The organism is Neobittarella massiliensis (ex Bilen et al. 2018) (assembly GCF_900289145.1).
Lineage (GTDB): Bacteria > Bacillota > Clostridia > Oscillospirales > Ruminococcaceae > Neobittarella > Neobittarella massiliensis.
The window spans coordinates 1-24,098 of sequence record NZ_OKQO01000006.1 but is presented as its reverse complement, the minus strand read 5'-3'; the positions used below and the strand labels follow the sequence as shown (position 1 = coordinate 24,098).

The window sequence follows — 24,098 nt, the reverse complement described above, 5'->3', positions numbered from 1 at the left end:
CCTCCTTTACCGTGCCAGCTCCGCAACCCTCCGGGCAGGCACATCCTCGCCCTCGTCTGGGGTATCGTCCATCAATGTTTTGTCCTTCTCATCCATGTTGAGCAGAATATTCAGCTCTTTCAAACGGGCTGTTTTCTCCGCCAGCTCCTCCTCGCGGGCAAAAGGTGTAGCCAATTCCGTGCGGGCGTTTTCAAGCTGGGCCTTGGTTTCCTCCAGGCTGTTCTGCTCGGCCTGCAGGCTGCCTGCAAGGTTTTCCAGAGCGTTGTCCAGGCGGGTGATATTGCCGAACACATCCGCCCCCAGCGTCACCGTATGGGAAAGAGTGCCTTTGAGCGTGATCCGATACTCGTTGCTCCTGCCATCATAAGCCAGCACCATGGAAAAGCCCCGGTACTGCCCCAAAAGAACAGCGTCGGAACCTGTCATACGGGTGCAAACATCAATGATAGCCTTGCCGGCGCCCTCTTTTTCGGTGTAGTGCCTGCCATCCACCTCCATGCCGCAGAAGCCCTCCTGGGCCTTGGGGTGGGCCGCCGCCAGCGCCACATCCTGCTCATAGCCCGCGATCCGTTCCGTGAGCCGGGTGATTTCCTCCGGGTATTTCCGATACACCAGTTCCTCCAGAGCGTACACCTGGTTCAAGTGGCTGGCTTTCAGCATATTGAGCCGCGCCACCTCCATATCCAGGTTGCACTTCTCGATAATAAGTGGGTTGCCGGTGGCCAATGCCTTGATTTCCGAATAGCTGAGGGCAGTTTCATCTACATCATCCGCCACACGGACGGGGGCCTTGCTGGTCATGATCTGGGCGATGAACTTCTGCTTGTTCTCCACAAGCTGGTAGAGGTAAGCGTCAAAAGTGCCTTCCGTTACATACCGATAGATTTCCACCTCCTCATTTTCATTGCCCTGGCGGACGATACGCCCCAGCCGCTGCTGAAGGTCGGAAGGCCGCCAGGGGCAGTCCAGGTCATGCAGGGCAATGAGCTTATCCTGGACGTTAGTGCCTGCGCCCATTTTGGCCGTGGAACCCAGCAGCACCCGCACCTGCCCGGCGCGCACCTTGGAAAACAGCTCCTTCTTTTTGGCTTCGCTGTCTGCCGTGTGGATAAAGGCGATTTCTTCTTCCGGGATACCGGCGTCCATCAGTTTCTTTTTTAGGTCGTCATAAACACTGAAAGAGCCATCGGTAGTAGGTGTGGACAGGTCGCAGAATACAAGCTGGGCAGAGCGTTTTTCTTTAGTCTGTTCCCAGATGCGGAACACATTCCGGGCGCAGACAGCCACCTTGCCATTGGGGTCGTCGGCAGCGAGAGGGTTGATGAGCCGCATATCCAGCGCCAATTTCCGCCCGTCATTGGTAATGCGGAGCATATTGTCCACATGGGGGTCAACCCCACCGGCACGGATTTTCTCTGCCCGTTCCGCCAGCCCCCTTATCATCTCTTTCTGAAGCTCCGAGGGCTGGATCACTTCCGTGTGGAAGTTTGCCTTGGGAACAGGCAGACAAAGCATATCCGCTGTTTGGATGTCGGCAACCTCCTTGAAAGCAGCCATCAGCTCCGGCAGGTTATAAAACTTGGCAAACCGGGTTTTGGCTCGGTAGCCGGTGCCCTCCGGCGATAACTCGATGGCTGTAACCGTTTCTCCGAAGCTCCCCGCCCAGTCATCGAAATGGACAAGGCCCATCTCCTGCAGGAGCCTGTACTGCAAATACCTCTGGATGGTGTAAAGCTCTACCATGGAGTTGGAGATAGGGGTGCCGGTGGCAAAAATCACGCCGCGCCCGCCGGTCAACTCGTCCAGATACTGCGTTTTCATGAACAGGTCGCTGGATTTCTGGGCTTCGGTCTGGGCAATGCCGCCCACGTTTCGCATTTTTGTCGCCAAAAACAAGTTCTTAAAATAATGGCTCTCATCAATAAAGAGCCTGTCCACGCCGAGCTGCTCAAAGGTGACGGTGTCATCCTTGCGGCTCTGGTCGTTGAGCTTGGCCAGCCTTGTCTCCAGCGATTTCCGGGTACGCTCCATCTGCTTGACCGTGTAGCGTTCCGCCTTCTGTGCCTTGGCCTGCTCGATTCCTTCCAGGATTTCTTCAATCTGGCGCTCCAAAATGGCCTGCTGGCGCTCCAGGCTCATGGGGATTTTTTCAAACTGGCTGTGGCCGATGATGATGGCGTCGTAGTCCCCGGTGGCAATGCGGCTGCAAAACTTCTTGCGGTTCTGGGTTTCAAAATCTTTCTTCGTGGCAACTAAAATGTTGGCGCTGGGATAGAGCTGGAGCCATTCCGCCGCCCACTGCTCGGTGATGTGGTTTGGCACCACGATCAGCGACTTGGTGCAAAGGCCCAAACGCTTCATCTCCATGGCAGCGGCCACCATCTCGTAGGTCTTGCCCGCCCCCACCTCGTGGGCCAGCAGGGTATTCCCGCCGTAAAGGATATGGGCAATCGCGTTGATCTGATGAGGCCGTAGGGAAATTTCCGGGTTCATGCCCTCAAACCGGATGTGCCGCCCATCATACTCACGGGGGCGGACGCCGTTGAAGGTTTCGTTGTAAACACGGCACAGCAGTTCCCGGCGGTCGATGTCTTTCCAGATCCACTCGGCAAACTTCTGCTTGATGAGTTCCTGCCGGTCCTGGGCAATCGCGGTTTCTTTTTTGTTGAGGACAGGCTTTTTCTTGCCGTTCTCGTCCTCAATATAGTCAAATACCCGCACATCCCTTTGATTTAGGGTCTGCTCCAAGATGTGGTAGGCGCTCATCCGCTTGGTGCCGTAGGTGGTAATGGCTTTCACATTGCTGCGGTCGGCGTTTTTCTCCCGGATGCTCCATTGGCCGGTGGCTTCGGAGCGCAGGATTTTAATACGATCCCGCACATAGTAATTGGGGGTGAGCAGCTCCACCATGAATTGCTGGTACACCTCGATGGGCACCCAGTTCGCGCCAATGCGCACGCCAATTTCTCCAGCGCCCAAATCCTGGGGCTGAACGGCTTCCAGGGCCTCCACATTTCTGCGGGCGGTTTCCTTCTGATTGTCAGGGGCCACTTCCAGGAATGCTTTTGCCATCCGCAGCTTTTGGCGCACTTTCCCGGAAAGGTACTCATCCGCCGTGACAAGAGGATAGCGGCTCAAATCCGCCAAAGAAGGCAGGATGTCCTCCGGGTTCTCCGCACAGCGAATATCCCGGTAGATCACCCCGGCAAGCTCTTTTTCCAGTTCCTCCGGGGATTTACCCGACAGCTCTGCCATATAGTCCATATCCACACGGGCTTTTTCCGAAATGGACACCGCCAACGCTTCACTGGCTGTATCCACACTGGTGACAGCCACATGGGGCCGGATGGTGCGCCGGGTGAACATATCGGCTTTTCTTTTTAGGTTGCCCTGCTCATCCAGCACCTCCAGAGAGCACAAGAGGCAGTAGCTGGAGTCCTCCGAAAAGGCCAGCTTGTTGCCGCGACTGTTCAGCAGCCCATACTTGGCGGTGAAGCTGTCGTAAAGGGCGTTGAGCTTTTGCTGCTCGGCTGCAATATCCTCATCCGGGTAGCCTTCGGTCTGGTACTCAATAAGCCTGCGGGTACATTCCCGCAGCTCGATCATGCCACGGATACGGTTTTCCGCCGTGACGGAGACTTCCACCGGGTGCATGAGACTGTTTTCTCGGTAGTATACTTGCCCATCTGCAATCGTGTAGCTGAAATTCTTCACTGTGGGGTCGGCAGGGATGGAGCGATCTTCCTCCTCGTCCAGCTCCTCCAGCTCATAGGGCTTGATTTCCGCCTGCAAAAACTGGATGGCATTGGCAAGCTGCTCGGATAAATCTTCCCCCTCGCGGGCTTTGCAGGCGCTGTCCGGCCCGAACCGTGTGGATTCCATCACCATGTCGCCCAAAATCATCTCCGGGTGCTGCACGAAATAGCGGTTCATGCGGATTCCGTTTTCATCGGTGTCCAAATGCACCCAATCCTGGTCTAAATCGGTGATGTGGTCGCGCTTTTGCAGGAAAATGATGTCGCTGGTCACTTCCGTTCCGGCGTTCCGCTTGAAGGTGTTATCCGGCAGGCGGATGGCCCCAATGAGATCGGCGCGCTGTGCCAGGTACTTTCGGACGCTGGAGTTTTCCTTGTCCAGAGTGCCTTTGCTGGTAATGAACGCCACAATACCGCCGAGCCGCACCTTGTCCAGCGTCTTGCCGAAGAAATAGTCGTGGATCAGCCAGTGGTGCTTGTCGTACCGTTTATCCAGCACTTTGAAATCCCCAAAGGGGACGTTGCCCACGGCTACATCAAAAAAGCTGTCGGGCATTTGCACAGTTTCAAAGCCGTTTACGGAAATGTTGGCATTCTGGTAAAGCTGGCCCGCAATCCGCCCGGAAATGGAATCCAGCTCTACGCCATAGGCTTTGCTGCCCGCCAAATCTGTGGGGAGCAAGCCAAGGAAATTACCGGTGCCGCAGGATGGCTCCAAAATGTTCCCTTGGGTAAAGCCCATCTGAGCGAGGGCCTTATAGATTCCCCGGATGACCACAGGCGGCGTGTAAAAGGCGGTGAGGGAGCTGGCCCTGGCCGCTGCGTATTCCTCCGAATCCAGCAGAGATTTCAGTTCCTCATAATGGGGGCTGGTTTGTTCAAAGCAGTTTGCAAGGCCGCCCCAGCCCACATAGCGGGACAGGATTTCCTGTTCTTCGGGCGTGGCCAGCCGTTCCTCAGCTTCGATCTGCTTCAAGGTGCGGATGGCGGCAGCATTGGCCGCGTATTTCTCGCTGGGGGTGCCGTGGCCCAGGGCGTCATCGGTGATGTGGAAATCATGGCGCTGATCCCTGGGGACCTCCGGGTGCAGGGTTGTGAAAGTAATGCGCTCACGGCGGGGGTGCTTCGGCGGCAGTGGGAGTGCTTCTTCTTTTTTAGGCTGTAAATCGGCCTGCTCTGGGCTGGCTGACGGTTCCTCTGCGGCAGGGGCTTGTTTTGCCTGCTCAATGGCTCGTTCATCAGGGAAGTTCCCGTAAACCCGCAGCCATCTGTTCTCCTGAAGGTCATAGATACCCGCGCCATCATAGGCAAAGCCATCCTCGCCCTCCATAGTGCCGGCCACATATTTCTGCGCAGCTTGTTCGGCCTCCGCCAGCGTTTGGTAATCCAGCCGTTCATCAAAGCCATTTTCAAAGTGGTGGTACACCACCACTTCGTAAGGCGGCTCCATGCGCTGGGCATAGCGGTCGATGTCCTCCATGGTGAGCCATTCCGGTTTTTCCGGCAGGGCGTCATAGAGTTCCCGCATTTTGGCGATTTGCTCTCGCACGTTCCCAGCCCACAGGTGCTTTTCTGCCCGCCCGCCAGCGCCCAAGAAATAGTCGCAGTCGGCTTTCAGGCGGCTTAAAAGCATATAATCATTTTGTGGTGGTGTACTTTGCTGCAACAAGGGAAGGATGTCTTGGTACTTGGGATATTGTGCGAGGAAGTCCAGAACGCCCCCGTCACCGTCCCCAATATCCTGGCGCTCGGTGTAGGTGGTGCCATCTGGCATGACCACGGTAAATTTCACCTTGTCATACCCCAGGAACCGAGCATTTTCTGGGTCATCGGATTCGTACCACGCCTGCCAAGTGCCGTATTTTTCAAGAGCAGCCTTTGCACCGGCCACCTGCTCCTCATCCGCCTGTTTCATCAGGGTGTCAAATTCACGGATACCGTAGCGTTTTCCATCTTCAAACACGGGGCTTTCGCTCCACTCGCAGAAGATGTATGGCTCTATGTCGGGAGGGTATTTTCCATTGAAATAGTCCTGGTCCACAGAGGTGAGTTGGTCAAAGTCCAGTTCGGCCAGCTCATTTTGGATGAGTTCATCCAGGCTCTCATACTGCCTGCGCTCCAAAAACTGCCCGTCCAGATAACGCTCAATGCGGTAATGGACCAAGTCGGCATTGACCTGGATGGGAATTTCCTCATCCGTAACAGTGGTGTAGGCAATGCCCACCTTTTCCAGATCACTGAAATCGGCTGGACTGCCATACTCGGCCTCGCAGAAATCGTTGATAAATTCTTTGGCAATCTCCAGTGAAGCAGGTTCCGGCTCCTCGGACAAAAACTCGCGCTCAATGAAGTCGGCAACATCCTGGCTGTTACCTTTGCCGCCATGGGCACGGTAATCCATCAAACCTTCTTCGACCAGTTCGCTGGATACCGCATATCCGGCCTCCTCCAGATAACCGGCGATTTCTTCTATCTGCGCCTGTTCCGGGGTAAGGGCCGGGGGCAGCTCCGCGATCTGCTCCATACAGAGGGTGATGTCCACCGCGATTTCTTCTTCCAGGTCCGCATGGTCCAGGAAGGATTGAAGCAGTCTGCGGATTTCCTCTCTCTGAACGGGGTCATGGAGCTGCCGGGCGATATTTTCCACCGCCTGGGCGTCATCCTCACCATAACCCATGCGGGAACCATCAAACTCTCCCACAAAACGCAGCACCTGGGCGGCCAGCTTCGGGTAGGGGTCTACCGGTTCTTCTTTTTGGGGTGGTTCCTGCGCCCTGGGCGGCACGGTGAACACCGGCGCGTCCTGGGTGGCGGAAATGGTCATTTCCGAAGTGTCAGCAATCCGCTGGATTTCCTCCCGCACTGCCTGGGGCATTTCCTCCTCGTAGAAGGTCACCGTGCGGTCTGGGGCGATGTGGGCAACCGTTTTGTAGTCACCGTGTTCCTCCTCCAGCCGGTTCCACACCGTGACGCCGTTTCCCAAATAGCCGTAGCCCAGGTCGTAGGCTTTGGCTTGCGGCATGGTGGGAACCACAGGCTCCTTGTGCTCTGCAAAGAGCGTGAAGGTTCCCTGCCGGAAGGCAGTGAGGTTTTCAAACGCCTGCTGGCGCAGGGCGTACATCCTGTCATCCTGCGGGGTGGCCTCCCAAATGGGGACCATCATCTGATAGATTTCTTCCACACGGGCCGGGTCGTCAAGCTGCGGCTCGATGAGCTTCACCGCGTCCCAATAGTCAAAGCCAAAGGGATAGGGGTGGGGCTGCTCCTGGGGTACGTTTTCAAAGAAAGTGCGGATATTCCGGGCAAGCTGGTGCTTCTCATACTGCGGCATGGCGGCGCGGTCCTCATCGGTGAGGAACCGCCCCTGGGCGATCATGGCGCTGACGCGCTTTTCCACGGCGTTCCATTTCAGCTCCACCTTGGCGTAGGGGGCGGTGATACTGCCGTGGCTGAAAGAAACGCCTTTACTGAGCTGGTAGGTCACATCGTCATTCCCACTGGAATGGCCGCTGTACTCGCCGTGGTAGTGCTTTAAGAAATTCTCCCGTTCCTTGCGCTCTGTGTGGTTGCGATAGAAAGAATACACGGCCAGCCGGTAATCGGTGCTGCGTTTTCCACCCCGGAGAAGGTTGTCGATCTCGTCCCCGGAGATGAAAAAACGCCGCTGGGGGGCGTACCCTTCGGCGGCGGTAAAGTGCAGCGGTTCCCGCTGCAGGTCGGAAAGCTGCTCCAGCAATTTTTGCGGACGGTGGAAATGGAATCGCAGCAGTTCCCGGTTCTCTCTGTATGCCTGGACAAACTGCTCCAGCTCATCCCGCAGGTTCTGCAGCCCCTCCGGATGGCCTAACAAATCGCTTATGGCGGCGCTTTCCTCTGGAAACCCATGATTTTTACCGTAAATGGTATTCACCGTGGGAAGATAGCCCGCGTCGGCAGTGCCTTCTGCAAAATCCTGCCGGAGATACCATAGCTGCGCGGCCCGTTGCTGGCGCTCATACTCATCCACCCGGTCAAGCTCGCTCTGGGGCATATATCGGCCCAAGTCCAGCAGTTCCCGGATACGGGCCGCCGCCTGTTCCCAGGGGATGAGGGTGGCGCTGGAACGCTGGGCGCTTTCGCCCTGGGCAATGCGGATTCCCTCGGCGTTGTACCAGATGGCATACTGTCGGCCATCCAGATAAAAGCCAGCGCCGTTCTCTCCATAGTGCTCTGCCAGGAACCTGGCATTGTCCGGCTTATCCTTTTTGAAATAGGCGCAGATGATGAGGCGGCTGTTCTGGTCGTTAGCACCAATGCACAGCGCCTCGTCGATTACCTGCTGAGGCAGAGCCGGGTGAGGGAAAATGGATGGTTTGGCCGTACCCTCGGCCTGGGTTGGCTGCTGAAACGCCGCAAAATCAAAAAGGGACATCTGCTGGCTCTCTTGGGTAGGGAGCTGCGGGATGTCCGTCTGAATGAAGTATTCTTTTTTGTCAATAAGCTGGGCGGTCCAGCCTGCCACCACTTCCCAGGAAAATACAGATTCCCTGGTGCGGGATGGGTAAGAGCCTTCCCACATGAGCAGGCCATTCTCCTGGGGCTTATATCCCAGGCGCTGCCCGTCAGCGATGATCTCAGTGTACCGGTCCTGATAAGCGGATTTCAGGTAGTCGGCCCGTTCCTGAACGTCGCTGTGAACCGAAAAGAAAAGCTCGATCTGATTTTTCTTATATTTCAGGTCATCATCTTTGTTGGCGATGATGGCCATGATCTGCTTTTCATCCAAAAGCGCAGGGAGCTGTTCGCCACCTGCGCTTTCTTCCGGTTCATCAATTAGCTGTAAATCAGCTCCGCCAGCACCGTTTCCTCCGCCGCGTTCTGCAGGTTGCTCATCATCTGCACCCACTTCATCTGGTCGCTGGCTTTCAGTTCCTCTGTCACGCCCTGGTTCTTGGCCATCTGCGCCACGATCTGCTCCATCCGGCGCTGGGCGGTCTGCTGGATCTCCGCCAGATGGCTGTTCAGCTTGCCGCTGGTCAGCAGGTTGGTGTACGTCACCCTGCGGTGCTCCTTGAGGAATTTCTTCCGAAGCAATGCGTATTTCCCATGGGGAACCGGCTCCTCCTGGGGCGGCAGAAGGTTCGGCAGATTGTAGTCGCCCTGCCTGGTGTAAGTGATCTCGGTCATATTCAAAACTCCTTTCCAGCTGTGTGTTTTCCTGTTCAGTTACAGCATACTGGTTTTTCTGCTGGGGTTCAAATGTGCGATTTTCTTTTTGGGGCTGTCTTTGCAGGGCAAGAACCGTGCGGGAAATGGCGGAAAGGCACATCTGGGAGATGTCCCCGGTGGCCACGCCTAAAGCGTTCAACGTCTGCGGGGTGTTAAAGTCCGTCACATCCCGGAAATCCATGTCCTCAAAATATTCAGACGGGTCAAGGCCGCAGCGCACCAGCAGCATATATCCAATGCTGTTTTGCACCGCCCTGCGGTATTCCACTTCCAGGTTCAGCTCATCCAGTTCTTCCAGAAAGCTGCCTTCCGTGAGGGTTTTCAATTCTGCCAGGTAGTCGGGCATATTGTCCTCCACGGCGTTCTTTGCCGCAGAGAGCAGTGCTTCACCCAAATCCTCCTTGCGCTCCAGCTCTCCAAAGCTGTTTTCCAGCGTTTCAATGATGTCCGGCGCATATTCCTCCCGCACCGTCCAAAGGGGGACGGGGCGGGGGAACCGGGCCTCATGGGTATCGGAAATATCAAAGTAGTATTTCAGTCGGGGTTTTCCATTGTGTTCACCGTCAAAAACGGCAATGCCGTTTGCGCCCCGGTTTACCCAGCGCCCAAATTGCCGGTTCCATCGCTCGATCTCCAGGACGGCGGTGGCGTCTGGGCGCTGGGCGTAGACAAGCAGTTGTTCATCGAAAGAAAGCCGGTAGTTGCGGCAGGCAGAAGCCAGAAACGCCCGCCACTGGTCAGGAGCTGTCACGCTGCGCTGCGTTTCCTGGTACAGCTCCGTCAAGGCTTTATATCGTATCGCCATCGGTTGCCCCTCCTTTTCTTATTCTTTTTTCGCAGCTTTCAGTTCTGCGCTGTAATCCTTATCAGGGTCATATTGATTGCACAGGGAGAGCAGCAACAGCCAGATGGTATTTCCGGCCTCCTTCGGGTACATCCGAAGCGCCACGCAGGGCGCATGGTCACTGTCAACAAAGGGCCTCCCATAGCGCATAAACTGGTCGATCAGCTTTTGAGCCATCTCCCGGTATTCTTCATAGGGGTTCTGTTCCGCCTGCTGATGGAGAACCGTCATCAGCAAGTTGAACCAGTCCTCATGCGTATCCAGTTTTACGGGCGGTAAAGACGCCATTTTTATCACCTCATCTTTCCATGGCGACGGCCTGCCGCTGCCGGGGAATGGAAAACCCGTAGACTTTGGCGATGTCGTCGCCCAGCCTGCGGGTCACTCTCGTAATATCGGCGCGGGTTGCAATGCCGCGATATAGTTTTTCTTTCAGCAGTTCAATTTGAGAAGGGCTGGCGCTGTCCTTGTAAACGCGGTAAAGATAAAAGTTCGTGCCATCATGGTGGATGGCGTCGCACCGCAGATCACCCAGCCGGTCCACATACCAGGTGGAATAATCCGTATCGGAATACAGGCAGTCCCGGATATTGCCGCTGGGGATTTCCTTATATCCCATGCGCCGACCATTCCACAGGCCCAGGTCGCCTACGACTAAAATCGGTTGGGAGAGCTGCACATTGAGGTTGGCGCGTTCATCATCCAGGTAATCCCCATTGATCTCATACATCAGGGAAATGCGCTCATCTTCGGATAAATCCGGGTAGTCCGCCTCCAGGTCATCCCTCCAATCCTCATAGTCCAGGCCATAATTGCTCCAGATAACGTGTCTTTCCTCCTTCATCGGGCTTCACCCCGGTCTTTCTGCCTGGGCTTGATAGGCTGCCCCTGCTCGTCATAGTTTCTGGGATCGGCGGCGGGAGTCTGCCAGCCAAGCATGGAGCCGGCAAGCATGGCGGCCTCCTGTGCTTTGGTAACGCCATTCTTCACATTGCGGTCGTCTGCAAACTCTCGGTTCTGTTGAGCGTCAGGAGTTGAAAAATCATAGCAAGGGCTGTAGCCTTTTTCGCCCCTGGTCAGAAGAATCAGCTCCCCGGATGAGGGCAGTACACTAAAACACTGCACCGGCAGAGAAGAACGCAGCGGGATCACGCTCCCGTGAGTTTGCTCCAATCGCTCCGCAAATTCGCAGATATGATACAGGGCGCTGGAATACCCGCCGCTGGTTTCAAAATGGGTTTCGTCGATGACCCGGCAGGTGCGGTCGCGGGTTTCTCCGCCGCCAGTGAAAATGCGGATGTGGTCGCCGTCGGGAATGCGGAACAGCTCCTTGTAGCCGGGCGTGATAAACCGGATACCCTGTTTGGCCTTTTCCATGTGGTGTTCCAGGAATCGGGAAACGTAGGCGTAGAGGTAAAAGTTGTAGTCTCCATAATTGGGATTGCACCGGAGCATATAGGTGTGCTGCGGCGTCTGCACCTTAAAACCATACTCGGCGCAGTAGTTTCCCTCAAACTCAGCCTCCGGGTTCTGATAGCAAAACCTGGTCATGCTGTCACGGGTACAGAGCAGCCCATTCTTCTCCCGCAGAGTGTTGACCACCTCATCAAGCTCCGCCTTAAACTCGTCCGTCTTGTATTCCCTCCGATGGTCGAACCAGGAAGTGTAAAACTCTTTTCCAGCGCCAAAATCCCCGCGCAGATGGCCGATACAGCCGGTTTGCCCTTCAAGCTGGCTGCTCTGGTTGTACGCATACAGGCGATCCGCCGGGGTCATGCTGGTAATTGTCAGTTCCATTATCGCTCACGTCCTTTCTTTTTCGCTTGTCGTTTTTGCTCCGATATGGCTTTTTCCCTTGCCTGCCAATATTCGGGGTGGTGAATTTGCACGCTGCTATTGATAACAGCCTCATACGCACCGGGGGCAAAGCGCCCGTTCACCGGAGCCTGGATCATCTTTTTATCCATCAGCTCCCGGAGAGCCACCTGCGCGTCATTATCTTCCTCAAAGCAAAGATAACCGCTCGCTATAAAACCGCAGCCCATCGCTTCTTTTCGGAATACCTTTTCCGCCAGCTCCCGCCGCACCATAACGCCGCCATGCCCTGGGGTAGAAACGGAATAAACGCCGGGGCAGAGCGTTTCGCACTCCTGGACTTTGCCCCATGGGGAATAGGGCGGGGCCTCCGGCGCAATGGTGTTTTGCCGCTGTTCCTCCAGGCACTGCACCTCCTCCTGCGCCCGCGCCACCAAATCCTTCTGCGCGGAAAACAGGTCGCTGAAATAGTGGCCCCAATCGTAGTCCGTCCGGTTACTACATTTCCAGGTGACAAACTGCTGGGGCGCTGTCAAATGAACACCCAAGACAAATTCGCTGTCGCCCACATGACAGGAATCCGTAATGATATATCCGGCGTTTTCTCTGTAATCCATCATCGCTCACGCTCCTTTGCGGTTTTCTTTTTGGCCTGTTCCTGCTGAATCGCAGTAAGGCCATGCTTGGCCCAGCCGGGAAGGTCCTCCGGCTGTATCGTTCCCAGCACGTCCATGCGCTCATAGCGGCTTTCTTTTCCAGTATAAAGGTCAACGCAGTAACAGGCTGACCCCCTGCTGTGCGGGGAAGCCCCAAAGCCTCCCATACAGAGCTTGAGCTGGCGAGTGGCCCTGCGGTATTCCCGGCGCAGCACCTCCGGCTTTATCACCACGATTTTCCCGTGCAGATCATCCTCATAGGAAATGGGGATGCAGCCCTCCGCTGTAATGGGGCGGTCGTCTATGCCCTGTATGCGGGGCTTATTGAGTTCTATGTGGGTTTTCTGCGCTTGCTCGGCAACCCGCTGGCCGAACAGCTCCACAATCTCCGGGAAATCATCACTGGCCATCACTTCGCTGTATTCTGCAAATAAGGCGTTTTGCCGACAAAAGGCGCACATATACTTCATGCCGGTTTCATCCTGCGGATTTTCCCCCAGGACAACCTCGCGGTCGCCAATCTGCACCGCCTGGATAATCTCATAATCACCGGCCATGCGTTTTTCTGTGGAATCATCGTTCATCACTCTGCCTCCAATTCCTGTTTAATAAATACTTTGATTTCCTTTACACTGGCAAAATCCCGTTCATCCCCGGTAAGGTAGCGCACCGTGTCCTGCCATTGAGACAGCGGGTAGCTGTTCTCATCCATCCTGCACAGGTCCAAAAGGGCCGCCCGCCGCAGGATAGGCGAAAGATTTAAGTCGGAGATGAAACAGCCATGCCGAGCCGCCAGTATGTCCAGCAGGTGCAGTTCATTCATGGCAACACCTGCTTTCTTCAGCTTCTTTCAGCAATTCCTCCACCAGCCTGCCGCTGCGGACTTTATTCCGGTCTGCCAGCACCTTGTTCTGGACGCACAGCACCGCCCGGATGTTGGGAACGGTAATGCCGGGGACCTCCACCATCTCCTCCGGGGTGATGGTGAGAAGCTGCACCGGGGAGTAACCAGCCTGGGCAAAGATGCGGAACAGCCGTTGTTCAAATCGTTCTCTCATCTGCAAAGCTCCTTTCTTTTTTGGTATGTAAAAGGGGCGGCCCCGCATGGCCGCCCCTGGCTGGTTACTTCTTCCGGCTTCTGACTTTCAGGAAAATCAGGCCGCCGATGATGAATACCACCAGCGCAATGGCAATAATCGCTTTCAGTTCCATAAAATCATTCCTCCTTACACAGATTCAAACCGCCGTTATTTTGCGGTATGGTTGTCCTTTTTGCGCTTGCCCACATAGGCCGCAACGCCCAGGGCGGCAGCGCCCATAGCGGATACGCCCATCAGGGCCGCCCACAGCCACGGCTTGCTGTCGTCACCAGTTTTCGGGGTGTCGCGCAGCTCATTGTGCATTTGCGCCACAGTGGTCTTATCCGCCAGAATCGTCACCTTTTTATCCGCAGGCAGCACATAGTTGGCGCTGGCCCCATCCGATACCTCGGACACGGTGTAATCGCCTACGCGCAGGCCCTCGATGAAGATTTCGCCGTTTTTATCCGTTTTGAAGGTCTGGTCGTAGCCGTTGGCCCCGGTCACGCGGAAGGAGAAGCCCTCCACCTTGCCGTCGCTGGACGTTTTTTCAATCCGCAGGGAGCCAGTCTGGGCCATGTTGGTGAAACCAATCCCGGCCTCGTTCTCTACCTCGTAAATCTTGCCGTTCTCGGTGATCTCCACATAATAGGCGTTTTCATCCAGCAGGAAGCCCTCCGGCGCTTTGGTTTCCCTTACGAACACGCCGCCGTAGAGGATGTGGGACATCTCGTAAATGCCGGTGCTGGTTTCCTCCAGCTTGCCCAGCAGCTCGTCACCCTCGTCCAGCTCTTTGTTGCCGTTGGTATCGCGGTACACTTCAAATTCAGCGCCCGTCAATTTGTTATCGGGATAATCCTTATCCACCTTGGTGAGCCGCAGATCACCATACACACGCTCATTGGCAAGGGAAATCTCTACAACCTGTCCATCTTCCTCCACAGTAACGGGAATCACTTCATCGGAGAGGATGAACCCTTCCGGGCTTTCCAGTTCTTTCAGCACCCAATCACCGTAAGGCACATTGGTGAAAGAAAAGCTGCCGTCGTCCGCTGAGGTAGTGGTGGCAAGGGCGTTTTCGGCGGTAAACTCGGTTTCATCGGACTTAAACAGACCGATTACAGCCCCGCCCAGGCCCGTGCCGTTCTCATCGGTTTTGAGGCCCTTGATTTCGCCGCGGATCAGCTCGTTTGTGACAGCCTCGCCATCATTAGCGGAAATCTCTACCACGGCAACAGAAGGCCCGCCGTACTCAAAGGTGAACGGGAAGGTTTCGCCATTCAGCAGGTAATGGCTGTCAGTGGAAAGCTCCTTCAGGTAGAAGCTGCCGAAAGGCAGGTCGGTGCTGCAAACGGCCTGGCCGTTCTCATTCACAGAAACGATCTCCAGAAGCCCGTCTGCCGGGATCACGGAACCGTCTGCTGCGGTGATGTCCTCCTGGGCATAGAGGCCAAAGGTCACGGCGGAGATCTCGCCATTCATGCCAATGCCAAAGGTTTCATCCTGCTCCAGCACCTTGTCAAGCGTCACAAGGGCTTTCTGGCGCTGGTTGTAGAAGCTGGCAGAGGTTTCGGTGACTTCCACCTCCTGGCCTGCGTACACCAGCTCCACGTTGGTGACGTTCTCGCCGGTATCCACCATGCCGTGAGGGAACTGGATTTCCTTCACCTGGAACTTGCCCAGGTAGAGGGGCTGGCTCTGGGCTGTCCCGTCCTCGCCGGTGGTGATGGTGTCCACTACCTCGCCCGCAGAGTAGCGCAGGGTGCCGTCCAGGGTGTAGACGTCCTCCAGGGCGGTGATTTCAAACACCGCACCGGGCAGGCCCTGCACCTCATACACCGGCTGGTAAACGCCCTCGTTTTCTGTCACAGAGGAAAATACCTCGCCGGTCTTGCTGACTTTGATGATTCCTTTCTGGGCCATGTTGGGCTTGGTGACTTCAATCACCGTCACGCCGCCTTCCACGCTGGAATTGTCCTCGGTCACATCAAAGTAAACCGGGGTGCTGTCCAGCACATAGCCGTAGGGGGCCTGTACTTCAACCAGGGAATATCCCGCGCCGTATTCCAGCTTTTCAGGCGTTACCAGATAGCCCTCGGAATTGGTGTAGAACGTATCAATGGTGGTCGGCGTCGGGTAAGTGAAGGTCATTTCCACCTTGCTGCCATCGGGACGGTAAATCTGGAACCCGGCCCCCGCATAGGGGATGGTGACGCCGGTTTCCGCGTCCACCTTGACCACCTTGATGAAGCTCTCAAAGTTGGCGTTGTTGATGAGATAACGGTAGGTCTGGCCGTCCTGAGCGATATACACTTCAAAATCGTCCATCAGCTCGCGGCCTTCCCAGCCCTTGGTCTGACGGACGATATAGGTGCCGTAGGGCAGCTTCTTCGACTGTGCAAAGCCGTTCTCATCGCAGACGAGGACATCGCGCTCAGATTCCTTGGCATTTTCATAGCTGCCGGCTGATTTCAAAAACACCTGGAATTCCGCGCCGGATTCCGGGGTTTCGATCTGGGTTTCCCCGTCGTCGGTATGCTTGATTATGGCAATGTCGCCCTTGATGACCTGCTCCGTCACATCGTTGGCGGTGTCGTTCAGCTCAATCTCATACAATTCCGGTTCCGCGCCTACCTTGTGGATAGAGGAATCCAGCAGGTAGCCCTCGCTGGGGTTGATTTCACGGATTGTCCAGTCCGAATCGCAGACGTAATATCCGGTGGTGAACTGGCCGTTCTCATCGGTGGTATAGCTGTCGATGAGTGTATCTCCCTTATACAACCCATAGGTTGCTCCGGCAAGAGAACCGTCGCCCTGGGGCGCGCCCGTTTCCACATCGCTCTTGGTGACAGTGACACGGAACTTTTTGAGGACATTGTTCACGCTCTTGTGGGTCACTTCATTCCACTCGATGGTGGCTGTCTGGGAATCCGGCACCACATAACGGATGGGGGTATCCACCTCCTCCAGTACATAGCCCGTGCCGATGAGCACGTTTTCAAAGCGCGCCACACCGTTTCCGTCTGTCACCGCATACTCATCCACCGGCTGCCCGGAGAGGGATGTGCCGTACAGATGGAAGGTCATGCCCTCCACCAGCCCGTCCTCGCTGGTTTTCGTCACTTCCAGGCTGCCGCGTTTGAGCACGTTGCTAAAAGTCACGGTGGCGGTCTGGCCGCTGACGATGGTCACGCGCTGGCTTTCCTGGGGTTCGTATTTGTCAATCGACTGCTCGGTTACGGTATAAACGCCGGGATTGAGGTCGGAGATGTCGATCTCGCCCGCCTCATTGGTGGTCTTGGTGGCGCTGTATCCTTCGCCGGTAATGGTGAAGCTGATCCCGGCTACCTGTCCATCCTCGGAAGTCTTGACCAGCTTCATATTGCCGGTTTTTACTTCCAGGTTCAGATAGCCCACCATATAATCGGACACGGTTTCCCCGTAGGTGGCAAAGTCCTGCTTGCCGCCGCCGATAATCCCATCCGTCCATACCACTACGCCGCTGCGCTGGGCGGAGATTTTTTCTGCTTTTACCGTTACAGAGCCTTTGATGGCCTGGCTGGAAGTGATGGTGAGCTGGTTTCCGTCCACAGAGAAGTTCAGGCCGGTAATATTGCTGGTAAAGGTGTAATCTCCCAGCACGCCGTTGGTATCCGTGAGAGTGAGGGAATACTGCTGGCCGTCCCATTTCAGCTCGTAGGCCCCGGCGTCTGCGGTGCTGCTGAAAAAGCTGGGCAGCATGGTATGGCGTTTTACCGCGCTCTCAATAGCGGAATACTGGCTGAAGATCTCGCTGTAAAGGGGATTCTCCGGGCTGGTATATTCCGCGATATTGTTCTTGCCCTGGGCGTTGGCGTCCACATGGTTAAACTGGCTGTCGCGCTCGCCTACGACGGTTTCCCAGACAAGAAGCTGGGTGGCGATTGCCCCGGCCATCTTGCTGGCGTCCTCCGGGTCATCGGTCATCCATGAGGTGCTGGCGTTGCCCTGCCATCCATAGGTCATAATCCGCCCGATATATTCCTTGATGGTGTCCGGTGGGATAGTGGGGTTCAGATCGGACGGGTAATCATCCCAGAAATCCTCGCCCCGGCCAGTAAACTGGTCGCCGGAATGAACGCTGACGCCGGGTTCGATACAGTAGATGACTTTCCCGTTAAAGGAATCCTGCGTGTGGATGGTAAAACCGTTATTTTCGCCGGTAGACCATCCGCCCAAGAAATTCATAGCGGAATGTCCCCAGCCTGCCTTGTTGGGGTCGCTGGCACGGGGGAACTCCACCATATACGTCGTCATGGTTTCCCCTGCGGCAAACGCTGTGGTTCCCGTCCCTGCGAATATGCCCAGGCACATGAGCATGGCCATGAACAGGGACAGGGGCTTTCTCAATGCTTTCATCGTGTTACCTCCTTGAAATGGCCGCAAAAAAGCACACCGTTTCCGATGTGCTGCGGCTTGTGTTGGTTACTGTCTAAAAAAGAGAGGCCCGCCCGGTTTTCCTCGCAGCCCGATGTCTGCCTGTGGAAAAGAGGCCGGAGCTTTCTATATACATCCAGGCTCCCCAAATATCTTCTTTTTTTAGGCTGTTTAGGTTGTTTGGAAGGGGTGAGGTGTGGAGAGGGGGAACCGGCACAAGCTGCCGTTTCCCTGCAAATGGGCGCACTTCCCCCTTGTGAGTGGGCTATCTCTCTAAACTGCGCTGGCGTTTGCGGTAAAGTTCCAGCGCCTTGACAATGGTGTCCTCGATCTTCTGCGTGGGCGTCCCCGGCGCAAAAAACCGGCTGATTTTTTCTTTTGGGATTTTGAACTGTTCTTTTTGATTGGGCTTTTCCTCCTTCATAATGGAAACAAGGGCGTCTTTGGCCAGCCGTTCCCCTCCAGTCTTGGCTTCGGACATCTGTCGCATTTTGATGGCTTGGGCGTGGGACGGGGTGCAGTCCATCTCGTCCATGATAGCGAACAAGTCGGCCTGTTCTTCTTTTCGCAGGTAGGACAGCTCCACCGCAGGGCGCATGGCAATCTGGAGCATTTCCTGGTCTTTAAGGACTGAGTTATCTACCAGCTCCAGAATTTCCGGGATAAGGTGGGTAAGGCGGATATACCTATAAATCTGAGGTTGACTATCTCCGCTATCCCTGCTGATCTGCTGGGCTGCTGTAACGCCTTTTAACTTATTATCCAGTGGAGAAGAAGTTAAATCCGTCCGCTGACCCTGTCGTTTTAATGCGTCCAGCTTCATTTTGTAGGCAAACGCCTTCTCCGAGGGCAGAATCTGCTCCCGCTGCAAGTTGGAGTCCACCATGATAATCGTGGCTTCATCATCGGTGAGCTGCCGCACAATACAGGGGATTTTCGCAAGCCCCGCTAAATCCGCCGCCTTTTTCCTGCGGTGTCCGGCCACCATTTCATAGCCGCCCTCCGGTTTGGGGCGCACCAGGGCAGGGACCAATACGCCGTACTGCTTCACGCTTTCCGTCATTTCCTGCATAGCTGCGTCCATCCGCACCTTAAACGGGTGGTTCGGGAAGTCGCTGATTTCCGTGGGCGAAAGATTGACAACTTTTTCAAGCCGTGCCTCAGCCCGCTCTTCCTCCGTGGAAAACAGGTCATCGACTGAGGGAAGATTGAAGTTTAGCCCGTTGCTTTTCGCCATCCGCCAGCACCTCCTTTGAAAAATCCGCATAAGCCTGGGCCACCTTGCTCCCCTTGTCGTAGGCGTAAATACTCTTGCCTGCGGCGCTGATTTCTGCGGCTTTGATGGCTACGGGAATCTCGGAACGATAAATTTTCAACACGCTCCCGTAACTCTGCCGCAGTGTATCTGCTGTCTGTCTGGCAAGGTTTGTGCGCCCATCCACCAGAGTGAGCAGCACCCCGTCCACCTTCAGAGCCGGGTTGATCTGCCGTTTCACCTTATTGATGGTTTTCATAAGCTGGGTCATGCCCTTGGCGGGGAGATAGTGGGCCTGCACCGGGATAATCACGCTGTCCGCCGCAGCCAGGGCGTTGATCGTAATCATACCCAGGGACGGCATACAGTCAATGAGAACCACGTCATAGTGCTTCTTGGCTTCATTGACATAGGTCCGCAAAGTAAACTCCCGGCTCATGGCGTTGACCAGGCTCATTTCCAGCGCGGACAGCTCAATGTTGGCGGGCATAAGGTCTACGCCCTCGCTGTGGTGCAAAATGCCCTCATCCGTGGTGAATGGCTCATCCCGGATCACTTTTTCCATAACGGTGGCCAGGGTGGTGGGCAGGCTGTCTTGGTCTTGCCAGCCTAGGCAGGTGGTGAGGTCGCCCTGTGGGTCTGCGTCAATGAGCAGTACCTTTTTCCCCAGACGGGCTAAACCAATGCCCAGGTTCACCGTCGTGGTGGTTTTGCCTGTGCCGCCTTTCTGGTTGGCCAGCGCGATCACGCGGCCATCCCTGGGGCGGCTTCTTTGTTCCGGCATTTTCATGTCCTCCTTCTTCTTAGATTTAGCCGCCCGTTGGCAAGACGGACGGCTATGTATGAGAAAATCCGAAAGATGGACATGAAAAAAGCCGCTTACTCTTTCTGAAAAGAATAAGCGGCTCATCTGGCAGCGATATGTAATTTTACATCTTCTTCACCGGGGCGCACATGGCTTTGAGCAGAAGTTCATCCAGGCAGCCGGTGTCCCGGTTTTCACGGAGCATAGTATTGCGCAGGTGATTAAGGCTCTGGATCACAATGCTGTTTTCGGCGGGGGTGAGGTATATCTTGAATTTCCGTTTTTTCATAGGGCGTTCCTCCTTTACGCTTTCAGTATATATGGAAGGAACACTGCGCCGCAAATGTGCGAGAGTTCATCCACTTGAAACACAGCAGCGGCAACTCAGAAGGACAAGATAAACTGGATTCGGTTTGGTCAAATCCTGACAAATCAGGACATCCCCTTCAAAAGAAAAACCGTTCACAAAGGCCGTCATGGAATCGAAAAAATGACGGGGAAAATGCCCTCTAAAACACCCCGATTTCGGCTCGCAGTTGCCCCATTTTTTAATCATAACGGGGTCAAAAAGGGCCTGTTGCCCCATTATTAATCAAGAAAAACCGGGTCAGGCAAGGTCAAATCCTTCCAAAATCGGACAAAGGACAACAGACTTTTTGGAAAGGAAAAAGCCCGGAAAACCGCATGGTTCCGGGCTTTTTGAGCATTTTTGAATTGGTTTGTCGGGCCTGTTATCTCTTGGAGAACTGAGGCGCACGACGGGCAGCTTTGAGACCGTACTTTTTGCGCTCTTTCATTCTGGGGTCGCGGGTGAGGAAACCAGCTTTTTTCAGGTCGCCGCGCAGCTCGGGATCGTGCTGCAGCAGAGCTCTGGACAGACCGTGGCGGATAGCGCCGGCCTGGCCGGACACGCCGCCGCCGGTGACGGTGCAGACGATGTCGAACTTGCCCTCGGTCCCGGTGAGTGCCAGAGGCTGTTTGACGATGACCTTTAAGGTCTCGAGACCAAAGTAGTCGTCGATATCGCGGCCGTTGATGGTGACTTTACCGGTGCCGGTGTAAACGCGCACTCTGGCGACGGAGTTCTTTCTTCTGCCGGTCCCGTAGTAGTAAGGGGTCTTATCGTACATTTATGAATACCTCCTAATTAACCGTTGTAGACTTCGGGTTTCTGAGACTGGTGTTTGTGCTCGGAACCCTTGTATACCCGCAGGCGGGTGAGGGAGTTGCGGCCGATGACGGTATCGGGCAGCATACCTTTGACCGCCAGCATCATGGCCTTGTCGGCATTCGACTTCATAAATGTGCGGTAGTTGACCTCTTTCAGGCCGCCGATCCAGCCGGTGTGGTGGCGGTAGAATTTGTTATCCAGCTTGTTGCCGGTGAGGATAGCCTTGTCGCAGTTGATGATGATGACATGGTCGCCGCAGTCAGCGTGGGGCGCATAGGTGACCTTGTGCTTGCCGTTGAGCAGGTGCGCAGCGGTGGCAGCGACACGGCCCAGCGGTTTGTCAGCAGCGTCGAGGATATACCATTTGCGGTTGATATCTGCTGCTTTGGGCATAGTAGTTGACATTTCAGTTCCCCCTGATAATCATAGTAATAAAGGTGGCACACACCGGCACCCGGGCCGATGCGCAATATTTATTATAGTGCCGGGCCCACGGCTTGTCAACACTTTTGCTTGAAATTTTAATATACCCAGAGAAGAACTCCCGTTTTCTCTGTTTTACTCGTTTTTACACCTCATTTCCTCGCTCTCTATTTTTGTTTTGCGGGGCCTGGGTGCTGGCGTTTTGCGCGCGCAACCGGTATAATAGGAGCCGGTTTAAAAGAGTGGCGAATCGGGCACCGGCGCCACACAACAGGAGGGGAGACTGCGATGCAGCGCATTTTGGGACTGAGCCGCAAGGCGATACAGATGTACGACATGATCGCCGATGGCGACCGGATCGCCGTCGGCGTGTCGGGGGGCAAAGACTCGCTGATACTGCTGCAGAGCTTGGCGCTGCTGCGGCGGTTTATCGGCATCGATTACGAGCTGGTGGCCATCTCTATCGATATGGGGCACGAGAATGTGCGCACCGATTTTTCGGCCATTGGGAAAATGTGTGATGCGCTAGAGGTCCCCTACGTGGTAAAGCCCACCGAGATCGGGCCCATCGTTTTTGACATGCGCCAGGAGAAAAACCCCTGCAGCCTGTGCGCGCGCATGCGGCGGGGCAGCCTGCACGACGCGGCCAAGGCCAACGGCTGCAACAAGCTGGCGCTGGGCCACCACAAAGACGACGCGGTGGAGACCTTTTTTATGAACCTGTTTTCAGAGGGGCGGCTGGGCTGCTTTCAGCCGGTGACCTACCTGTCGCGCAAAGATATGACGGTGATCAGGCCGCTGGTGCTGGCCAGCGAGGGAGAGATCTCGTCGGCGGCCAGACGGTTGGGGCTGCCCATTGTAAAGAGCAAATGCCCGGTGGACGGACACACCAACCGGGAGAAGACCAAGCAGTATGTGCGGGATATGGAGCACCGGGATCACGGTTTTCGCGACCGCATTTTTGGAGCTATGCAGCGGGCACATCTGGATGGGTTTTAGCGGTATGGCCGCCGTGTACAGATAGAAAAAAGCGAGGAGCCGCGGCTCCTCGCTTTTTTTACTTGTTCTCGGGGCTTTTTGCCGGTGCCGTCAGCGCTCGCAGACGGGCTGCCCAGCATACCAGCAGCGCACCGGCATAGGCCAGCAGGCTGCTGTGGTCGAGCGGGCAGTGGGACAGTGGCCACAGCACCGCACACAGCCCGGCCAAGGCGCCAAAGAACAGAATATCGGGCAGCCAGCTGGTGCGCCGGCGGCGCAGCAGCGTATAGCCCACGGTCGCTGCCGCCGCGAGCAGGGCCAGCCAGTGCAGCCGGCAATCTGCCGCCGCACCGTTACCGCCGAGGCCGGTATCGACCGAAGAGCCGTTTTGCCCCGCACCGCTTTCTGTGCCGTCAAATGGGTCCACTGTGTGGGTGATCTGCCCGGTGGGGTCGTTGGGGTTTTTGACCAGGTGATAGGTGAGCTCTACCGTGGTGCGATTGCCCTGACTGTCTGCGACGGCGTAGCGCAGCAGATAGTCGCCGGGCACGGTGGTATCGATGCCCAGGGCGGTGATATCTCTGCCATCGGCGGCGAGTATCTGCAGCCCCAATGGAGAGAGTGTCCCGTCGGGCTGAGCCGAGCGGATGTCGAAGCGCCCGGTGAGCAGCGCCTGCGCCGTTTGGCGGTCTATGCGCCCACCGTACAGTGCCGGCGCACGGGTAATGGTCTCGGTCACCTCGTCGGTGATGAGCGCGTGCCGGTAGCCGGTATCGGGGTCGGTGGTGACTACCGGGTCGGGCAGCGTTTTATTGGGGTCGATGGGCGGGCCCACCGGGGGATTTTTTTCGTCCGGGTAGACTACCACCGGCGGTTTTCGGCGGTCGACCAGCGTATCGGTGAGCAGGATGGTGGTCGTGTTGCCCTGAGGGTCGGTGGCGACATAGCGGATGGTAAAACTGCCCGGGTGCGTGGTATCTATACCCTGTGCAGTGACGTCGACGCCGTCTTTTATCACCGTCAAGCTGGTGGTGAGACCGCCGGGCAGATCGGTGGTGACGCTGTAGCGGTAATCCATCAGCGCCTGGGCATGGGCGGCGGTGAACCGCCCGCCGTAGAGCGGTGTTTGCTCATCGATGTACTCGAAGATATTTTCGGTGATGGCTCCGTGATTAAGGCCGGTGTCGGCATCGGTCGTTACAGTGGGGCCGGGCAGTGTCTGGTCAGTATCCAGTACCGGACCAATCGGATCACTGCCGTCACTGGGATCGGGTCGGGTGACAACGGGCGGCCCGTAGGGAGACAGTGCAGTGGCCGCACCGGCGTTACCGGCGGTATCCACTACCCGGTATACCCCGTTTTGAAGAATGGTGTAGTTTTGGCTGGCGGCACCGATACCGTCTGCGCTCAATGCAAAGGTCTCAAGATCGGCAAAGCTGCCGTTGGACTGTTTTTTCTGCAACTTCCAGACACCGGAGAGATTATCGGTCAAAGTAATGGTGTTGCCGCTAGCAGACAGCTTTGGCGCGGTGCGGTCAATACGGATATCGTCTGTCTTTTTAACTGAAGGCTATGTCACAATAAATAGTTGACTAAATTTAGTAAATGATGTAATATAATGGTAGAAAAAGCAAGAAAGAAGAATTGCCAATGTCTGCCATTAAAGAAATTTTAAACTCCATACGAAAGTTGT

At 55.8% G+C, this 24,098-nt stretch carries 16 protein-coding genes; 1 reads left to right on the top strand and 15 read right to left on the bottom strand.

Annotated features, from left to right (window positions below; all coding sequences use genetic code 11):
- Positions 1 to 6: 6 nt before the first annotated feature.
- The 14 genes from C6Y32_RS15525 to rplM form a co-directional block, all read right to left on the bottom strand.
- Complete coding sequence (locus C6Y32_RS15525) at positions 7 to 9,768, bottom strand: LPD11 domain-containing protein (protein WP_015535526.1); 9,762 nt, start codon at positions 9,766 to 9,768, stop codon at positions 7 to 9.
- 18 nt (positions 9,769 to 9,786) lie between these two features.
- A complete protein-coding gene (locus C6Y32_RS09135; RefSeq protein WP_015535527.1) occupies positions 9,787 to 10,095 on the bottom strand; it encodes a hypothetical protein in 309 nt (102 codons plus the stop codon).
- Between the two features lie 10 nt (positions 10,096 to 10,105).
- A complete protein-coding gene (locus C6Y32_RS09130; RefSeq protein ID WP_015535528.1) occupies positions 10,106 to 10,651 on the bottom strand; it encodes a hypothetical protein in 546 nt (181 codons plus the stop codon).
- Positions 10,648 to 11,604 (bottom strand): hypothetical protein, encoded by a 957-nt coding sequence (locus C6Y32_RS09125; RefSeq protein WP_015535529.1) that lies wholly within the window; start codon positions 11,602 to 11,604, stop codon positions 10,648 to 10,650. The genes C6Y32_RS09130 and C6Y32_RS09125 overlap by 4 nt, the downstream gene beginning before the upstream one ends.
- Positions 11,604 to 12,242, bottom strand: coding sequence for a DUF7007 domain-containing protein (locus C6Y32_RS15520; RefSeq protein ID WP_015535530.1), 639 nt, complete (start codon positions 12,240 to 12,242; stop codon positions 11,604 to 11,606). Before C6Y32_RS15520 ends, C6Y32_RS09125 begins: the two co-directional genes overlap by 1 nt.
- Positions 12,239 to 12,862: a hypothetical protein gene (locus C6Y32_RS09115; RefSeq protein ID WP_015535531.1), complete on the bottom strand. Its 624-nt coding sequence runs from the start codon at positions 12,860 to 12,862 to the stop codon at positions 12,239 to 12,241. Before C6Y32_RS09115 ends, C6Y32_RS15520 begins: the two co-directional genes overlap by 4 nt.
- Positions 12,862 to 13,101, bottom strand: a complete 240-nt coding sequence (locus C6Y32_RS09110) for a hypothetical protein (RefSeq protein WP_015535532.1) — start codon at positions 13,099 to 13,101, stop codon at positions 12,862 to 12,864. The genes C6Y32_RS09115 and C6Y32_RS09110 overlap by 1 nt, the downstream gene beginning before the upstream one ends.
- Positions 13,094 to 13,336, bottom strand: coding sequence for a hypothetical protein (locus tag C6Y32_RS09105; protein ID WP_015535533.1), 243 nt, complete (start codon positions 13,334 to 13,336; stop codon positions 13,094 to 13,096). Before C6Y32_RS09105 ends, C6Y32_RS09110 begins: the two co-directional genes overlap by 8 nt.
- A gap of 189 nt (positions 13,337 to 13,525) precedes the next feature.
- Positions 13,526 to 17,755 (bottom strand): SpaA isopeptide-forming pilin-related protein, encoded by a 4,230-nt coding sequence (locus C6Y32_RS09100; RefSeq protein ID WP_015535535.1) that lies wholly within the window; start codon positions 17,753 to 17,755, stop codon positions 13,526 to 13,528.
- 283 nt (positions 17,756 to 18,038) lie between these two features.
- Positions 18,039 to 19,010, bottom strand: coding sequence for a ParB/RepB/Spo0J family partition protein (locus C6Y32_RS09095; RefSeq protein ID WP_015535536.1), 972 nt, complete (start codon positions 19,008 to 19,010; stop codon positions 18,039 to 18,041).
- Positions 18,964 to 19,812 (bottom strand): ParA family protein, encoded by an 849-nt coding sequence (locus tag C6Y32_RS09090; RefSeq protein ID WP_105204999.1) that lies wholly within the window; start codon positions 19,810 to 19,812, stop codon positions 18,964 to 18,966. The genes C6Y32_RS09095 and C6Y32_RS09090 overlap by 47 nt, the downstream gene beginning before the upstream one ends.
- A 145-nt stretch (positions 19,813 to 19,957) precedes the next feature.
- Positions 19,958 to 20,122: a hypothetical protein gene (locus C6Y32_RS15375; protein ID WP_015535538.1), complete on the bottom strand. Its 165-nt coding sequence runs from the start codon at positions 20,120 to 20,122 to the stop codon at positions 19,958 to 19,960.
- Between the two features lie 442 nt (positions 20,123 to 20,564).
- A complete protein-coding gene (rpsI, locus tag C6Y32_RS09085; RefSeq protein ID WP_105204998.1) occupies positions 20,565 to 20,963 on the bottom strand; it encodes a 30S ribosomal protein S9 in 399 nt (132 codons plus the stop codon).
- A 17-nt stretch (positions 20,964 to 20,980) separates the two neighbouring features.
- The gene (rplM, locus tag C6Y32_RS09080; RefSeq protein ID WP_105204997.1) at positions 20,981 to 21,409 is read right to left on the bottom strand and encodes a 50S ribosomal protein L13; all 429 of its coding nucleotides are present in this window, start codon (positions 21,407 to 21,409) and stop codon (positions 20,981 to 20,983) included.
- Positions 21,410 to 21,715: 306 nt separating this feature from the next.
- Here rplM and C6Y32_RS09075 point away from each other — a divergent pair, with 306 nt between their 5' ends.
- On the top strand, positions 21,716 to 22,426 hold the full coding sequence (locus tag C6Y32_RS09075; protein WP_105204996.1) for a tRNA 2-thiocytidine biosynthesis TtcA family protein: 711 nt from the start codon (positions 21,716 to 21,718) through the stop codon (positions 22,424 to 22,426).
- 58 nt (positions 22,427 to 22,484) lie between these two features.
- On the opposite strand, the gene C6Y32_RS09070 is transcribed toward C6Y32_RS09075, so the two are convergent.
- Entirely contained in the window at positions 22,485 to 23,867 is a 1,383-nt protein-coding gene (locus tag C6Y32_RS09070) for a DUF5011/hyalin repeat domain-containing protein (protein WP_129589426.1), read from the bottom strand.
- Between the last annotated feature and the right edge of the window lie 231 nt (positions 23,868 to 24,098).

Coding starts and splice junctions, on each gene's coding strand:
- C6Y32_RS15525 (WP_015535526.1), bottom strand. CDS start 9,768: ATGGCGATACGATATAAAGCCTTGACGGAGCTGTACCAGGAAACGCAG.
- C6Y32_RS09135 (WP_015535527.1), bottom strand. CDS start 10,095: ATGGCGTCTTTACCGCCCGTAAAACTGGATACGCATGAGGACTGGTTC.
- C6Y32_RS09130 (WP_015535528.1), bottom strand. CDS start 10,651: ATGAAGGAGGAAAGACACGTTATCTGGAGCAATTATGGCCTGGACTAT.
- C6Y32_RS09125 (WP_015535529.1), bottom strand. CDS start 11,604: ATGGAACTGACAATTACCAGCATGACCCCGGCGGATCGCCTGTATGCG.
- C6Y32_RS15520 (WP_015535530.1), bottom strand. CDS start 12,242: ATGATGGATTACAGAGAAAACGCCGGATATATCATTACGGATTCCTGT.
- C6Y32_RS09115 (WP_015535531.1), bottom strand. CDS start 12,862: ATGAACGATGATTCCACAGAAAAACGCATGGCCGGTGATTATGAGATT.
- C6Y32_RS09110 (WP_015535532.1), bottom strand. CDS start 13,101: ATGAATGAACTGCACCTGCTGGACATACTGGCGGCTCGGCATGGCTGT.
- C6Y32_RS09105 (WP_015535533.1), bottom strand. CDS start 13,336: ATGAGAGAACGATTTGAACAACGGCTGTTCCGCATCTTTGCCCAGGCT.
- C6Y32_RS09100 (WP_015535535.1), bottom strand. CDS start 17,755: ATGAAAGCATTGAGAAAGCCCCTGTCCCTGTTCATGGCCATGCTCATG.
- C6Y32_RS09095 (WP_015535536.1), bottom strand. CDS start 19,010: ATGGCGAAAAGCAACGGGCTAAACTTCAATCTTCCCTCAGTCGATGAC.
- C6Y32_RS09090 (WP_105204999.1), bottom strand. CDS start 19,812: ATGCCGGAACAAAGAAGCCGCCCCAGGGATGGCCGCGTGATCGCGCTG.
- C6Y32_RS15375 (WP_015535538.1), bottom strand. CDS start 20,122: ATGAAAAAACGGAAATTCAAGATATACCTCACCCCCGCCGAAAACAGC.
- rpsI (WP_105204998.1), bottom strand. CDS start 20,963: ATGTACGATAAGACCCCTTACTACTACGGGACCGGCAGAAGAAAGAAC.
- rplM (WP_105204997.1), bottom strand. CDS start 21,409: ATGTCAACTACTATGCCCAAAGCAGCAGATATCAACCGCAAATGGTAT.
- C6Y32_RS09075 (WP_105204996.1), top strand. CDS start 21,716: ATGCAGCGCATTTTGGGACTGAGCCGCAAGGCGATACAGATGTACGAC.